Genomic DNA, 16,772 nt, shown 5'->3' with positions numbered 1-16,772 from the left:
TTTAAAAAGTATGAATTATATTTCAGTACGAGATTTTGCCAAAAAATGGAATGTTCCAGAAAGAACAGTTAGAAACCATTGTGCTAAGGGAAAAATAAAAGGCTCTTTTTTGACGGGTAAAACTTGGAATATTCCCGAAGATGCTGGTTTACCTGAAAAAGGAACTCCAAAAAAATTCAGCAATAATAACCTTCTCAATCAACTCAAAGAACAAAAAGATATGAAGCTGAAAGGGGGGATTTACCATCGTACTCAAATTGATTTGACCTATAACTCGAACCGCATAGAAGGCAGTAAACTTACTCAAGAACAAACGCGCTTTATATTCGAAACCAACACCATAGGCATTTCTGACCAAAGTATTTCCGTCGATGATATTATCGAAACCAACAATCATTTTCGTTGTATTGATTTGATTATTGAAAAAGCAAAATCTAAATTGACGGAATCACTCATCAAGGAATTGCACTTTTTGTTGAAATCAGGAACCTCAGACAGCCGAAAAGATTGGTTTAATGTTGGTAACTACAAGAAATATCCGAACGAAGTTGGCGGCAATGCAACTTGCCCTCCCAAAGACGTTGCGGAAAAAATGAAGGAATTGCTCTTGAATTATCACAAAAAAGACCAAAAAACTTTTGAAGATATCATTGATTTCCATCAGAAATTTGAAGTTATTCATCCTTTTCAAGATGGCAATGGTCGCGTAGGAAGATTAATACTCTTCAAGGAATGTCTTGCTAATACAATTGTTCCATTTATTATTGATGATGAATTGAAATTATACTACTATCGCGGTTTGCAACAATGGGATACTATAAAAGAATATCTATTGGACACTTGTCTTTCAGCCCAAGACCATTACAAAACTATTTTGAATTATTTTGAGATCGATTTTAAATGAGTACAGATAGTTTGTTTTTTTTGAGTATTTTGTAATGCTGCAACTTTACTTAATAACACTCCGCCGTTCGGGGATGTTCTAATTTTTCAAATGCTGAACAGTCGCAATTACACCATCCATTTGCGCTAAAGCAAACATTCGGCCGTGAAAAGAATAACCGGGATTATACCCTTTGTCTTCGTCCCCCAACATCATTCGACCGTGATCGACACGCATAGGTAATTTTGTATTTTCGGCTTCAAATATTTTTACTAATTCAATCAAATGACCACGCCCTTCGAGATGAGAAGCTTCCATAAAATTACCTCCTTCTAAAGCTTCGGTGCTTCTTAAATGTACAAAATGGGTTCGTGAAGCAAATTTTCGTGCCAAGTCTGGAACATTATTTTGAATTCCAGTACTCAACGAACCTGCGCAAAAAGTCAATCCGTTATGAGGATTATCAACCGAATCCAAAATCCATTGAATGTCTTCCTCATTCGTAACTATTCTTGGCAAACCTAGCATTTGAAACGGTGGATCGTCCGGATGAATACACATATTGATACCGTATTGTTCGCAAACTGGCATAATGCGATTTAGAAAATATCGCAAATTTTCACGCAATTCATTTTTATCAATATTGTCATATACCGCAAGCAATCTGTTGAAAATCGCCACCGGATTTTGATCGCCAGCTTTGATGTTTCCGTTAATAAATCCTTGGGTTTTTACAATAATAGTATCGATCAATTGTGCTTTTTCGGCTTCGGTAATGGTTTTGTCTAATTCGTAAACTTTGGCCAGTTCATCGCTTGTATAATCCTTATCTGCTTCTTTACGATTCAGAATTAAAATATCAAAATAAGCAAATTTGATTTTATCGAAATACAAAGTCGAAGTACCGTCTTCCAATTTATAATCTAAATCCGTTCGAATCCAATCGATCACGGGCATAAAATTATAACAAATGGTTTTCAAACCAGATTTTCCAAGGTTTTCGAGACTTACAATATAGTTGTCAATAAGTTGATCTCTATTGGACGCATTGTTTTTGATCCCTTCACTCACCGGAAGACTTTCGACAACCGACCAACGCAAACCTGCATCTTCGATATAATGTTTCAAATCCAGAATAGCTTCTTCAGTCCAAATTTCCCCATTAGGAATATCGTGTAAGGCCGAAACGATACCTTCAACCCCAATTTCGCGAAGCATGGATAACGCTATTTTATCCTTTTTGCCAAACCATCTCCATGTTTTTTCCATAATTATAGGCCGCTAAATGCACTAAAACCACCATCTACTGGCAACACTACTCCTGTAATAAAACTGGCTGCTTCACTACACAAAAACTGAACCGTTCCATTCAATTCTGAAATGTCTCCAAAACGTCCCATTGGCGTTTTTGCCAATACTTTTTTGCTTCTATCGGTAAGCGAACCATCAGGATTGATCAGCACTGCACGATTTTGGTCACCAATAAAAAATCCTGGTGCCAAAGCATTCACCCGAATACCATCACCATATTTCAACGCCATTTCTGTAGCCAACCATTGGGTGAAATTGCTAATTCCAGTTTTCGCAACCGAATATCCCGGAACACGAGTTATCGCCGAATAAGCCGCCATAGAAGACATATTAATGATGCTTCCGCTTTTTTGTTTCGACATAACTCGACCGAAAACCATACTCGGGAAAACGGTTCCATTCAAGTTTAAGTTGGTTACTTTATCCCAATCGCTGATTTTCATATCGAAAAATTCTTGGTCAGGCATTAGCGTTGCTCCCGGAAGATTTCCACCCGCAATATTCAACAAAATGTCGATTCGTCCCCATTTGGCCAAAACTTCTTTGGCCACATTTTCTAGGCTTTCCATATCAAGCACATTGCCTACCACTCCTATAACATCACTGCCAAAAACGGCAAGTTCAGCAACTCTTTTATTTAGGTTTTCTTCGTGAATATCGATTGCCACTACTTTGGCTCCTGCTTGCAGAAAACTTTTGGCTATACTTCCTCCCAAAACGCCACCCGCTCCAGTAATTATAGCTATTTTGCCTTGAATACTAAATGCATCATTCATAATTGTTTGTTTTAAAAATTTAACACACACAAATTTAAGGATAAGTATAGCCAATTATTTTTCCTAAATTTGCACATACTAAGTCTATTTTTGCAAATTAAAACATATTCACAATGAAGGCAATTATGAACGAACGACTTCCTATTTCGAAGTCTTCGCCACTGAAAGCAAGGTTTTTTGATTATGAGCATTTTACATATCCTTTGCATTTTCATTCGGAATTTGAGATTATCTATATCAAGGAAGGAACCGGAACTCGGTTTTTGGGAAATAGCATCACTACATTTCAAGCGGGAGACCTATTGCTCATTGGTTCTAATTTACCTCATTTTATGAAAAGTGACGATGCCTACCATCTTGGTAATACGGATTTAAGGGTAAAAGGCACCATTATTCAGTTTGAAAAAGATTTTATGTATTATGCCGTCAATAATTATCCGCATTTTATTAAAATTAAAAATCTGCTTCAAGAGTCGCAAAGAGGGATTTATTTTGCTGCAGCCAACTTTCCAAAATTGCAGGATTTAATTGAAAAAATCCCCTTAGAAAATGGTTTAAATCAACTAATGCTTTTCTTGGAAATTCTCAAAGAAATGTCTGAAACCGAGAATAGACAAACCATTTCGACAACTGATTTTGTTAATGAAACCATTTATGATACCGCAAGAATCGATAAGGTCATGTCCTTTTTGAATAAAAATTACACGCGAAATATCAGTCTTGAAGAAATCTCTTCTTTTGCTGCGATGAATACAGCTGCTTTTTGTCGGTATTTTAAAAGTAAAACAGGGAAATCTTTTAAAAACTACATTTTAGATATGCGTATTGGCTATGCTTGTAAACTATTGCTGATGGAAGATATCGGCATTTCGCAGTTAAGCAGCAAATGTGGTTTTGAAACGATATCCCATTTCAATAAAACCTTTAAAAAGAACACAGGACTGGTTCCATCTCAATATCGGAAGATGATGCTCAATCTATAATTTTTCTGTATTTTTATCAGTAGAATCTAAAAAAAAAGACCTCGAAATGCATCAAGGTCTTCATGAACATAATTAGTATTGGTTTACACTCCTGGCAAATCTCCACCTTCTTTGGTAGGTAAATTTGAAGAACCCATCAAATAGAGATCAACTTGTCTAGCAGCTTCTCTACCTTCAGAAATTGCCCAAACGATTAATGATTGTCCGCGACGCATATCGCCAGCGGTGAAGATATTAGGAACGTTGGTTTGGTATTTGCCATATTCCGCTTTATAGTTGCTTCTTGCGTCAAGTTCAATACCCAATTGACTGCTTAAAGTTTTTTCAGGACCTGTAAATCCTAATGCAAGCAAAGCTAAATCGCAAGGCCAAGTTTTCTCTGAACCTGGTACTTCAATTAGTTCGGGACGTTGTCCAGGCACCATTTTCCATTCGACATTGACTGTTTTTAGAGCGATTAATTTACCATTCGCATCTTTGATGAATTCTTTGGTGTTAATCAACCAATTTCTTTCGCAACCTTCTTTGTGCGAAGAGGAAGTTTTCAACTGCAAAGGCCAGTAAGGCCAAGGTGTCGTTTCGCTTCTTCCTTTTGGCGGTTTCGGCATAATCTCGAAGTTAGTAACCGATTTTGCACCATGTCGATTCGATGTTCCAACGCAGTCAGAGCCGGTATCTCCACCACCAATTACGATGACATCTTTTCCTGTAGCCAAAACTTGATTTTCTACTTTTTGACCAAAAACTACTTTGGTTTGTTGCGTCAAGAAATCCATTGCTTGAACTACTCCGTCTGCATCGGCTCCTGGAGTTGGTAAACCTCTTCTTTCGGTTGCACCACCACAAAGCACGATGGAATCAAAAGCTTTCAAGTCATTGATATCGTAGTTCACACCAACGTGTGTATTTACTTTAAACGTAATTCCTTCTGCTTCAAGAATAGCAATACGGCGATCGATAATTTCTTTTTCCATTTTGAAATTAGGAATTCCGTAACGCAATAATCCGCCTATAGCATCATCTCTTTCGAAAACGGTAACATAATGTCCCGCTCTATTCAATTGTTGAGCAGCAGCTAATCCTGCAGGGCCTGATCCTACAACAGCAACCGTTTTTCCTGTTCTTGTTTTAGGTGGTTGAGGTTTAATCCAACCTTCTTTGAAGGCACGTTCTACAATATTTTTTTCAATATTTTCTATTGATACTGGATTTTCAATTAATCCCAAAACACATGCTTTTTCACAAGGTGCTGGACATAACCGTCCTGTAAACTCTGGAAAATTATTTGTAGAGTGCAATATCCAAGAGGCTTTTTGCCATTCCCCTTGATGCACCATGTGATTGAAATCGGGTATCAAATTGCCAAGAGGGCAACCACTGTGACAAAAAGGAATGCCACAATCCATACAACGAGATCCTTGTTTTGTAATTTCAGCTTCACTCAGGGCAACCGTAAATTCCTTATAATTGACTACGCGTTCATCTACCGCAATATATGATTCATCTTTTCTTTCGAATTCTTTAAATCCTGTAACTTTTCCCATTGTATTATGCTGTTAATTCTTCAAAAATCTGTTCTTCTGTTTCCAGACGTTTCAATGCTTTTTTGTACTCTGTTGGCATCACTTTAACAAATTGGCGCAAGCTTGTTGCCCAATCTGCTAATAACTCAGCACCTCTTGTACTATTGGTGTATGCAACGTGTTTTGCAATCAATGCTTTCAATTCCTCGGCTTCTTGCGCTTCAATGGTTTCGAATGCTATGGATTCGGTGTTGCATAATCCGTTTTTGAATTTGTTTTCGGGATCGTAGATGTAAGCGATTCCTCCACTCATACCTGCGGCAAAGTTTCTACCGGTTTTACCCAAAACAACTACTTTTCCACCAGTCATATATTCACAACCGTGGTCTCCAACTCCTTCTACAACTGCTGTTGCACCGGAGTTACGAACTGCAAAACGTTCTCCGGCGATACCATTGATGTAGGCTTGTCCTTCGATGGCTCCAAATAAGCAAACGTTTCCTACGATGATATTATTCTCGGCAACGAAACTTGCTTTTGCCGGTTTTTTGATGATCAATTTGGCTCCCGAAAGTCCTTTTCCTAAATAGTCATTGGTATTTCCTTCGACAGTAAATGTCAATCCGTGAGCGCTAAAAGCTCCTAAACTTTGACCCGCACTTCCTGTGAAGTTGATGTTTAAGGTGTCTTCAGGCAAACCTAGATATCCGTATATTTTTGAAATTTCATTACTGACAATAGCTCCAACAGAACGATTGGTGTTATTGATAGGATAATTCAAAGTCATTTTTTCTTTGCGGTACATCGCACGATGCGAATCTTTCAAGATTTGGAAATCCAGAACATTTTCTAAATTATGATCTTGTTTTTCGGTATTTCGAACAATTTTTTCACCGTATCCGTCTGGTGTATGCAGGATCGCTGATAAATCTAAACCTTTGGCTTTATAATGCGTTATCGCTTTGTTGGTGTTGATTTTATGTGTTTGTCCCACCATTTCTGCCAAAGTTCTAAACCCTAACTGAGCCATAATTCCTCTTAACTCTTCAGCAACATAATAGAAGAAGTTAATCACGTGTTCTGGAGTTCCTTTGAAGTTTTTACGCAATTCTTTGTCTTGGGTTGCAATTCCCACGGGACAAGTATTCAAATGACATTTACGCATCATAATACAGCCCGAAGCTACAAGAGGAGCAGTGGCAAAACCAAATTCTTCGGCGCCTAATAAAGCTGCAATGGCCACATCACGACCGGTTTTCAACTGTCCGTCACATTCAACAACAATTCTACTTCTTAGGTTGTTTAATACCAATGTTTGTTGCGCTTCAGCCAATCCTAGTTCCCAAGGAAGACCTGCGTGCTTTAATGATGTTAATGGAGATGCTCCAGTTCCACCATCGTAACCTGCAATCAACACAACATCGGCTTTTGCTTTGGCAACACCAGCAGCGATAGTTCCTACACCCACTTCTGAAACTAGTTTTACATTGATACGAGCTTCTCTGTTGGCATTTTTCAAGTCGAAAATTAATTGTGCCAAATCTTCGATAGAATAAATATCGTGGTGTGGCGGTGGCGAAATCAATCCCACATAAGGAGTTGAATTACGCGCTTCGGCAATCCAAGGCAATACTTTTTCGCCTGGCAACTGTCCACCTTCTCCAGGTTTTGCACCTTGAGCCATTTTAATCTGAATTTCTTTGGCACTTGACAAATAGTGTGAAGTTACTCCAAAACGTCCCGAAGCAACTTGTTTGATAGCCGAGTTACGACTGTCACCATTCATATCGGGTTGAAAACGTTTTCTGTTCTCTCCACCTTCACCTGAATTCGATTTTCCACCGATACGGTTCATTGCGATGGCCAAGTTTTCGTGAGCTTCTCTTGAAATGGATCCGTAAGACATTGCTCCGGTTTTGAAACGTTTTACAATTTCTGTCCAAGGCTCTACTTCGTCCAATGGTATTGGATTTAAATTGTCAAATTCAAATAAACCTCGAATGGTCATCAAATTGTGTGCTTGATCATTTACGGCTTTTGAATATTCGTTGTAACTCGATTGATCGCTCAATCGCACCGCTTGCTGCAGTTTAGCAATAGTTGTAGGGTTGAACATATGACGTTCCCCGTTTCTTCTCCAACGGTATTCTCCACCAATATTTAATCCTAAACGATTCGGAATTAAATGATCTGGGTAGGCATATTTGTATCTTTCGTTGATTTCCTTTTCAATTTCGTACAATCCAATTCCTTGAATTCTTGATGTTGTATAGGGGAAGTATTTTTCGACGAATTTTGAATTGAAACCTACGATTTCGAATATTTGAGAACCTCTGTAGGAATGTAAAGTAGAGATTCCGATTTTGTTCATAATTTTTACAATTCCGTTTCCGATGGCTTTATTGAAATTGTGAACGGCTTTTGTTTCATCGATTCCGGTAATAAATCCTTCGCGCACTTGAACACGAATAATTTCATTGACCATATACGGATTGATCGCACTGGCACCATAGCCAAATAAAGTAGCAAAATGATGTGGTTCGCGTGGTTCAGCCGATTCGATAATAATATCAAAATAAGAACGCTTGCGCAAACGGTTCATCTGATGATTGACATACGAACAAGCCAATAAAGAGGGGATAGGAGCTAAATCCTTATTCACGCCTCTGTCGGATAAAATGATGATATTGGTACCTCTTTCTACGGCTTTAGTTACTTGAATGATTAAAGCGTCTAAAGCATCTTCTAAACCATTCAATCCTTTTGCTTTTGGATATAAAATGGAAAAGGTTTCGGCGTGGAAATGGTCGATCGAAATCGCTCTAATTTTTTCTAAATCTTTATTCGAAATTACCGGATTTTGAATTCTTAATTTTCTGCATTGTTTGCTAGAAATATCAAAAATATTGCGGTCTTGACCTAAAGCTAAGCTAATATCAGTTACAATTTCTTCCCGAATTCCATCCAAAGGCGGATTGGTCACTTGGGCGAATAATTGTTTAAAATAATTGGCAATTAATTGAGGTCTGTCTGATAAAACGGCTAGTGGAGTATCCGTACCCATTGAGCCTAGGGTTTCTTTCCCGGATTGAGCCATTGGCGTAATTACATCTTGAATGTCTTCTAAAGTGTAATTAAACAAACGTTCTCTAGTTGCTAAATCAATAGTTTCGATCGAACAAACTTCGGAAGTACTCGGCACATCTTTCAGGTGTAATCGGTATTGATTTAACCACTCTTGATAAGGTCTTTCGGAAACAATTTTGCTTTTTATTTCTTCATCATTGATGATGCGTCCTTCGTTCATATCCACCAAGAACATTTTGCCTGGTTCCAATCTTCCGTGGCTTTCTACATCTTCCGGAGCAACATCGACAACACCAATTTCTGATGCCATAATCAATTTACCACTTTTGGTCACAGTGTATCTCGAAGGTCTCAAACCATTTCGGTCTAATAAAGCTCCCACATAATCACCATCGGAAAATGGTACCGAAGCCGGTCCATCCCAAGGTTCCATAATACACGCATTGTATTCGTAAAATGCTTTGCGTTCAGGCGACATGGTTTGGTGTTTTTCCCAAGCTTCTGGGATCATCATCATCATTACTTCCGGTAGCGATCTTCCGGTGTGCATCAACAATTCAACCACCATATCCATAGAAGCAGAGTCTGATTTTCCAGGAATAATGATAGGGAATAATTTATCTATTTGAGGCCCAAAAACATCACTTTTCATGATTTCTTCCCGAACACGCATTCTGCTTACGTTACCACGTAAAGTATTGATTTCGCCGTTTTGACAGATGTATCTAAACGGTTGTGCCAATTCCCATGAAGGCATAGTGTTGGTCGAAAAACGTTGGTGAACTAAGGCCAAACGCGTTACTAAATCGGTTTGTTGTAAATCGGTATAATACGGCCCAATATCTTCAGGCATAATGATACCTTTATATATTAAAGTGGTAGTCGATAAACTTGGAATGTAAAAATAGGAATTCTCAGAAATTTTCGAATTAATGATAGTGTGTTCCGTGATTTTACGAGCAGCATACAACTTGGCTTTGAAAGTAGGCTCATCAATAACTTCACTTTTTCCTATAAATATTTGTTTTATAGTCGGTTCAGAGGCTAAAGCAATTTCTCCTAACTGCGAAGAGTCTACAGGAACATCTCTCCATCCCAAAATGGTTAAGCCTTGATTCTTTATTTCTTTTTCAAATATGCCTTTACAAAAAACATATTGATTTTCAGTTTTTGGTAAAAAGACCATTCCGACCGCATATTCACGGGCAGCGGGTAACTTGAAATCACAAACTCTGTTGAAATATTCGTGAGGGATATCTATCAATAAACCAGCACCATCACCGGTTTTTCCATCTGCACTTACACCACCACGATGCTCCAGTTTTACTAGGATTTCCAAAGCGTCGTGAATAATTTGATTGGTTTTCTCGCCTTTAAGATTGCAAATAAACCCAGCTCCACAGTTCTCATGCTCGAATTCGGGCAAATAAAGACCTTGTTCTTTAATTTTCATGCTTATTATTTTTTTATGCAAAAATAAAGATTTCATTATTCACATCAATTATTATGTTTGTCTTTAACTTATTTTTGCTATTATGTTAAAAAATCATTCAATAAATAGCAATTAATCATTAAGAATCATTCAAATTAACAAAACGATAATTCTAATTTGATAATTTGGACTAATTTCAATAAATATGCCCCTTGTTTTCGTCGTTTTATTTCAAATTCTCAAACGATATAGTGATTTTGTTTTGTTTGATTTTTATGCAATATTGTGTTCGAAAAATTGGATTTATCGGAGAGAAAACCCATTAATTCTGCGTTTTTTTTATCCCTAAAAAATTATGCTTTTATTAAAAAAAAGATTTTTAGTTTTAAGATGAATTTTTGTTATGTTTGTAGCACTTTTTTATAGACGCAAAAAATAACTCAATAATGGACATACACGAATACCAAGGAAAACAAATCTTAGCCAGTTATGGTGTAAAAGTGCAACGTGGATATGTAGCCAACAACCCACAAGAAGCTGTTGCTGTTGCTAAACAATTGACTGCCGAAACCGGAACAGGATGGCATGTAGTAAAAGCACAAGTTCACGCTGGTGGACGTGGTAAAGGCGGCGGAGTGAAACTTGCCAAAAATCTGCAACAAGTGGAAGAATTAGCCGAACAAATCATTGGAATGAATTTGATCACCCCGCAAACATCGGCTGAGGGGAAAAAAGTTCATAAAGTTTTGATTGCTGAGGATGTGTATTATCCTGGCGAAAGCGAAACCTCTGAATTTTATATGTCAGTTTTGCTGAATAGAGGTAGAGGTCGCAATATGATTATGTATTCTACCGAAGGAGGAATGGATATCGAGCATGTTGCCGAGACAACACCTCATTTAATTTTTACCGAGGAAATTGATCCTACTGTGGGATTGCAAGGTTTTCAAGCCAGAAGAATCGCCTTTAACTTAGGTCTTTCTGGAAATGCTTTCAAAGAAATGGTTCAGTTTGTTGATGCATTATACAAAGCTTACATTGGTTCTGATGCATCCATGTTTGAAATTAATCCAGTTTTAAAAACTTCGGATAATAAAATCATTGCTGTTGATGCTAAAGTAAATTTAGATGATAATGCCTTATATCGTCATCCGAAATTGGCCGAAATGCGCGACGTTCGTGAGGAAAACCCAATCGAAGTAGAAGCAAAAGCAGCTGGTTTAAATTATGTCGATTTGGACGGAACCGTAGGTTGTATGGTCAACGGAGCTGGATTAGCCATGGCGACGATGGACTTGATAAAATATGCCGGTTTTGAACCAGCCAACTTCTTGGACGTAGGAGGAACAGCCGATGCCAAACGTGTGGAATTGGCCTTCCGTATCATCTTGAAAGATCCAAATGTAAAAGCTATTTTGATTAATATTTTTGGAGGTATCGTTCGTTGTGACCGTGTGGCACAAGGTGTTGTTGATGCTTACAAAAATATGGGTGACGCTATAAAAGTGCCAATTATCGTTCGTTTGCAAGGAACCAATGCTGAAATTGCCAAAGAATTGATCGATAATTCAGGAATGCCAATTTTATCGGCGGTACAATTTCAAGAAGCTGCTGACCAAGTTAAAAAAGCGCTTTCTTAAATTTAGAAATCATACTATACTGAAAATCCTGAGTGAGAGCTCAGGATTTTTTTTATAACAAATTCTTTTTCGTGCGAATTAGTGCAATTCGTGTTTCTATTTTTTATTCGTATTCAGACCAATTGTGGCTGAATACTAAAAACCGAACACTAAATACTAAAATTGTTCTCTTCCAGCAAAATGAAAAGCTCCTTCGATGGCAGCATTTTCATCGCTATCTGAACCGTGAACCGCATTTTCGCCCATTGAGGTCGCATACAGCTTGCGGATAGTTCCTTCGGCAGCATCGGCGGGATTGGTCGCTCCGATCAAAGTTCTGAAATCGGCTACTGCATTTTCTTTTTCAAGGATAGCTGCTACAATTGGTCCACTGCTCATAAATGCTACCAATTCGCCAAAGAAAGGTCTTTCAGAATGAATCGCATAAAATTTTTCGGCATCTGATACGGTTAATTGTGTCAATTTCAAGGAGGTAATTTTGAATCCTGCATTGGTAATCATTGCCAAAATTGATCCAATGTGTCCGTTTTTGACCGCATCGGGTTTGATCATAGTAAAAGTTCTGTTCGTTGCCATTTTTCTTTTTTTTTTTTTAATTGGGGGCAAAAATAGCGCTAATTAATCGAATAATTCATTCATTTTAACGTAAAATTCGCAAAAAAAAGTTCAATATGCTTCGATTCGCTCTTTATACTTTATAAAACAATTTGTTTTGATATAAAATCCATAAAATAACACTCCAAAACGTAACATAAAAAAGCGCAAAAGCCAGGGAGGCATTCAACGGGTTTTCGAACAAAGGAACAATGCCGTAGTTGTAGAAAAAACTTTGAAACCCAAGTTGTTCTCCAGGCAGTTCCGGGTGATTCACTTTTATCATAGTCAGAACTCGAGGCAAAATGCCCGAAAAGAAGAACACAATCATAGGATTGACTCCCCAAATAAGGAAGAGTTTGGTTCCTTTTGAGAAATCTTTGATATCAATGATATAGTATAAAACGCTTAAAATAATACTCGCCAAACCAGCGGTATAAAGTACATAGGAACTGGTCCAAAGGGATTTGTTGATTGGGAAAACGAGATTATAGAAATTGGCGATAAAAACCAGCAATACGCCAATCCAAAATATTTTTTTAAATCGTAAGAGTTTAGGCAAATCACGGTTTAATTGTTGACCAATTAACATTCCGATTATTCCCGTGGCAATGGCCGGGATGGTCGATAGTATTCCTTCTGGATCCCAAGTTTTTGTCTGGCTGTACATATGGTTGTGTAGGAATAAATCGTCGATATAGGCCCCTAAATTGGTTCCTTTTTCAAGATTTGCTGCTCCAAATCCCGGGACAGGTACTAGGGTCATCAGTGCCCAATACCCCAATAATAAAATGGCGGCAACGATTATTTGAGTATTCATATTTCCTTTTAAATACAAGAGCGAACTGAAAAAATAGACGATTGCAATGCGCTGTAAAACGCCAGGAATTCTAACGTCTTGATAGGCGGGAAGCCCGCTGTACGCCAAAAAGAGTAAAATTGCAAAGACCGAAAATGCTAAAATTGTTTTTATTTTGGGGCTAAAAGTGCCCAATAAGGCGTACGCAACTAAAAACGTCAATACCAATTTTTCCAGTAGTAAAGGAATACCCTCTAAACCAAAAAAATCTAATCTGCTAAAAAAATTCAAGAATAATCCCAAACAAAATATGCGTAAGGAGCGCACTAAGATTTTATTGAAAGTCGCGCCATCGAAAGTTTTATTTGGCATGGCAAAAGGCACTGCGGTTCCCATTATAAAAATAAAAAAAGGAAAGACCAAATCGGTTGGGGTACAACCATTCCATTCAGCATGTTCTAATGGTGGATAAATCGAGCTCCAACTTCCTGGATTATTGACAATTGTCATCAAAATAATAGTAAATCCCCGGAATACATCAAGTGAGGTTAGGCGTTCTTTAATCATTTTTGTGGTGGTTTTAATTAATTTTTGGTTTTCATAGTGCACTGAATTCTTCTCTAATGCTAACAAATTTATCAAATAATTTAACATTAATTGGGTAATTAGTGCTATTTTCAACAAATTACGGTAAATAGTCCAACGCTGTTAGCCTAGTACAATAATTTCAAAAGAAGTTTCTAGTGGTTGCAATCGTTGCTTTAGGTTGTGTATTAAATCTGGTCCATATTCTAAATAAAATTCTGAAAAGTTGGCTTGACGTTCCTGTAGACTTTTATTGGGAAACAATTCGTTTTGCAAATCGGTCAGGCGCTCTAAAGTTTCAGAATGCTTCCGTTTTTGGGCTTTTAATAATCGTTTTTCGAGATTTTCTAAACCTTTTAATTGTTTGGCTTCTTGCGCTTTTACAGCTCCTGCAAAGGATTTATCTGTTTTTAGTGCCAAGCTGTTTAAATAATGAAACTGATTTTTTAAAAAATCTTTTTGAATCGATAAATCTATTGGAAACTCGGATAGTTCAGCAGTTTTTCGGTTTACTAAATCGCCTTGTTTTGCAAATAAATCCGCCCAACTGAGTCCAAGTTTATCTGCTTTTTTGGCTTGCTTTTCTGTTGCTAATAGAACTGAATTACGGACTAAAAGAATCGGAAAAGTAACCTTTACAGCATCAAAATAAGACTTTAATTCCAGCCAATAGGCGATTTCTCCGCCTCCGCCGATGTAGCATAAATTGGGCAAAATCACTTCCTGATACAACGGACGCATAATTACATTGGGGCTGAATTTTTCGGGATGATTTTCTAATAATTCTAAGATTTCACTTTCCGAAAATTCCATTGTAGTGTTGTTCACTTTGTAGATGCCTTTTTCTAAAACGATCCGCTCGCGCATATCATCTTCCAAATAAAACAAATTGATTTCACGAGGATTGACTTGAATGCTATAATCTTTTAGTATTTCTGTGGTCTCAAGAACTTTTTTGTGGGAAGTTTGTACTATTAATTCGTCCTTAATGTAAGGGATAAAGATGCGTTTCAAATCGGGATTATCGGCATCAATGATTACCAGACCAAAGTCAGCAAAGAGTTCGTTGGCAAGATAACGAGTGGCATCTGCTAGATTGGAATGCTTCAAATAGGATTCGGTAAACATTTTTTGGAGGGTCTCCGCATTTTTGCTAGCGCCTAATTCTTGTGCAAAGACTTCAAAAAAATCCGCTAAACCATCCGTCGATAATCGACCGACAGGCCCTGTGCTAACTGTGTTCCAGCGAAACTTCCGACTCTGGAAATTAAAGTAATTTATTTCGTCAAAATCGTGGTCTTCGGTTGCCATCCAATATATAGGGACGAAATTATTTTCAGGATATTTTGCTTTTAACTCTTTGGTTAAATTAATCGTCGAAATAATTTTATATAAAAAATATAAAGGTCCCGTAAACAAATTCAGTTGATGGCCAGTGGTAATGGTAAAAGTATTGGATTGGTTTAAGAGAGTAATGTTGTTTAAAGTTGTTTCAGAAGTATTTATTTTGGCATATTGCGCTTTTAAAACCGAAACTAAAATTGCTCTTTTATTTGAAGAAATAGTTGTGTTATTTATTTCTGCTCCCTCTCCTTCGCGGAGGGCTGGGGAGGGGAAATTGATTTTTTTTTCATTGATTTGAGCTTCAAAATTTTCCAAACTTGGAAACCTATTGACCAACAATTGCAAATTATTTTTTTGGTCTAAATAGTCGTTCATCAAAGGAGAGAAATATCCGGAATTTTGATAGCTGATACAGTCTGTTGGCATATTGCAGTTTATTTGATGCTAATTTAGTGAAAAATTATTGGAACTAAATATTTGTTAGTTTCGAAAAATAACATCATTTTTATCAAAATATTAGCTACACCAATGCAAGAAAATTCCAAAGTCGTTACGGTAAATTCATTAAAACACGTTTTGTTCGGCAGTTTAATAGGTACCACCATAGAGTTTTTCGATTTTTATATTTATGCCAATGCGGCGGTTTTAGTGTTTCCGCAATTGTTTTTTCCAGGCTCAGACCCGACAACTTCTACTATTGAATCTTTGGCAACTTTTTCGATAGCCTTTTTTGCTAGGCCAATAGGTTCGGCGGTTTTTGGTCATTTTGGAGACAAAATTGGACGCAAAGCGACCTTGGTTGCGGCTTTGTTGACGATGGGAATTTCGACGGTCGCCATCGGATTTTTGCCTACTTATCAAAGCCTTGGTATCGTTGCTCCTTTATTACTGATGCTTTGCCGTTTTGGTCAAGGTTTGGGTTTGGGCGGCGAATGGGGTGGAGCGGTTTTATTGGCTATCGAAAATGCACCGGCGGGAAAACGTGCTTGGTACGGGATGTTTCCGCAACTAGGAGCTCCCATTGGTTTGTTACTTTCAGGAGGAACTTTTCTGTTGTTGAGTGATTTGCTAACTGAAGAGCAGTTTTTTGACTACGGTTGGAGAATTCCGTTTATTGCCAGTTCGCTATTGGTGGTGGTTGGGTTTTATATTCGTTTGAAAATTACGGAAACTCCCTCTTTTGCGAATGCTTTGGAAACGAAAAAGCAAGTAAAAATTCCAATACTAACGATTTTGAAATCCTATAAATGGGAGTTGATTTTTGGAACTTTTGCAGCGGTGGCTACCTTTGTGACCTTTTATTTAATGACCGTTTTTACTTTGAGTTGGGCCACCACTGATTTGGGTTTTTCGAGACGTGATTTTCTAATCATCCAGTTGTTTTCCATATTATTTTTTGTGCTTGGAATTCCAATTTCGGCAGTTTTAGCCGATAAATTCGGGAGAAAAATGGTTTTGAGTCTAATTTCTACCTTAATTTTACTTTTTGGATTCAGTTTTTCGTTCTGTATGGCATCGGGAAGCACTCCAATGATTACCACTTTTGTCTGTATCGGTATGGGATTGATGGGATTGACGTACGGGCCTTTGGGCACTTTTCTTTCGGAATTATTCCCTACCGAAGTGCGGTATTCGGGAGCTTCATTGACCTTTAATCTGGCGGGAATCATAGGCGCTTCTTTTGCACCGCTAATTGCGATTTGGTTGGCCAAAAGCTATGGCATAGCCTACGTTGGCTTGTATTTGTCCGCTGCTGCTTTGATTTCGGTTTTGGCGCTTTTGGCTATTCGAAAAAAGGAGGAGGAGTTTTAAGCC

The 16,772-nt window shown here is 37.7% G+C and carries 11 protein-coding genes; 4 read left to right on the top strand and 7 right to left on the bottom strand.

Annotated features, from left to right (window positions below; all coding sequences use genetic code 11):
* Window positions 1-10 precede the first annotated feature (10 nt).
* On the top strand, window positions 11-904 hold the full coding sequence (locus E1750_RS05775; protein WP_133275864.1) for a Fic family protein: 894 nt from the start codon (window positions 11-13) through the stop codon (window positions 902-904).
* Window positions 905-982: 78 nt separating this feature from the next.
* Here E1750_RS05775 and uxuA read toward each other — a convergent pair whose 3' ends face one another.
* Together uxuA and E1750_RS05765 are read right to left on the bottom strand one after the other, a co-directional pair.
* A complete protein-coding gene (gene uxuA / locus E1750_RS05770; RefSeq protein ID WP_133275863.1) occupies window positions 983-2,152 on the bottom strand; it encodes a mannonate dehydratase in 1,170 nt (389 codons plus the stop codon).
* Window positions 2,153-2,154: 2 nt separating this feature from the next.
* Window positions 2,155-2,970 carry an SDR family oxidoreductase gene (locus E1750_RS05765; RefSeq protein ID WP_133275862.1) on the bottom strand — a complete coding sequence of 272 codons (816 nt, stop codon included), beginning with the start codon at window positions 2,968-2,970 and terminating at the stop codon, window positions 2,155-2,157.
* Window positions 2,971-3,083: 113 nt separating this feature from the next.
* Between E1750_RS05765 and E1750_RS05760 the strand changes: the two genes are divergently transcribed.
* Complete coding sequence (locus E1750_RS05760) at window positions 3,084-3,953, top strand: AraC family transcriptional regulator (protein ID WP_133275861.1); 870 nt, start codon at window positions 3,084-3,086, stop codon at window positions 3,951-3,953.
* Between the two features lie 83 nt (window positions 3,954-4,036).
* Here the strand turns inward: E1750_RS05760 and E1750_RS05755 are convergent, their stop codons facing one another.
* Together E1750_RS05755 and gltB are read right to left on the bottom strand one after the other, a co-directional pair.
* Complete coding sequence (locus E1750_RS05755; RefSeq protein WP_133275860.1) at window positions 4,037-5,497, bottom strand: glutamate synthase subunit beta; 1,461 nt, start codon at window positions 5,495-5,497, stop codon at window positions 4,037-4,039.
* Between the two features lie 4 nt (window positions 5,498-5,501).
* The gene (gltB, locus tag E1750_RS05750; protein WP_227873968.1) at window positions 5,502-10,016 is read right to left on the bottom strand and encodes a glutamate synthase large subunit; all 4,515 of its coding nucleotides are present in this window, start codon (window positions 10,014-10,016) and stop codon (window positions 5,502-5,504) included.
* Window positions 10,017-10,441: 425 nt separating this feature from the next.
* Here gltB and sucC point away from each other — a divergent pair, with 425 nt between their 5' ends.
* A complete protein-coding gene (gene sucC / locus E1750_RS05745; protein WP_133275859.1) occupies window positions 10,442-11,635 on the top strand; it encodes an ADP-forming succinate--CoA ligase subunit beta in 1,194 nt (397 codons plus the stop codon).
* 156 nt (window positions 11,636-11,791) lie between these two features.
* On the opposite strand, the gene E1750_RS05740 is transcribed toward sucC, so the two are convergent.
* From E1750_RS05740 to bshC, 3 genes are all read right to left on the bottom strand, one after another.
* Window positions 11,792-12,211 (bottom strand): nucleoside-diphosphate kinase, encoded by a 420-nt coding sequence (locus tag E1750_RS05740; RefSeq protein WP_133275858.1) that lies wholly within the window; start codon window positions 12,209-12,211, stop codon window positions 11,792-11,794.
* 112 nt (window positions 12,212-12,323) lie between these two features.
* Window positions 12,324-13,595 (bottom strand): acyltransferase family protein, encoded by a 1,272-nt coding sequence (locus tag E1750_RS05735; RefSeq protein ID WP_133275857.1) that lies wholly within the window; start codon window positions 13,593-13,595, stop codon window positions 12,324-12,326.
* A gap of 141 nt (window positions 13,596-13,736) precedes the next feature.
* Window positions 13,737-15,383 (bottom strand): bacillithiol biosynthesis cysteine-adding enzyme BshC, encoded by a 1,647-nt coding sequence (bshC, locus tag E1750_RS05730; RefSeq protein ID WP_133275856.1) that lies wholly within the window; start codon window positions 15,381-15,383, stop codon window positions 13,737-13,739.
* A 102-nt stretch (window positions 15,384-15,485) separates the two neighbouring features.
* On the opposite strand from bshC, the gene E1750_RS05725 reads away from it, so the two are divergent.
* Window positions 15,486-16,769 carry an MFS transporter gene (locus E1750_RS05725; RefSeq protein WP_133275855.1) on the top strand — a complete coding sequence of 428 codons (1,284 nt, stop codon included), beginning with the start codon at window positions 15,486-15,488 and terminating at the stop codon, window positions 16,767-16,769.
* Window positions 16,770-16,772: the final 3 nt, after the last annotated feature.

This window comes from Flavobacterium nackdongense (genome assembly GCF_004355225.1).
In the GTDB taxonomy this organism is placed as follows: domain Bacteria; phylum Bacteroidota; class Bacteroidia; order Flavobacteriales; family Flavobacteriaceae; genus Flavobacterium; species Flavobacterium nackdongense.
This window is presented reverse-complemented; position numbering and strand designations above follow the sequence as displayed.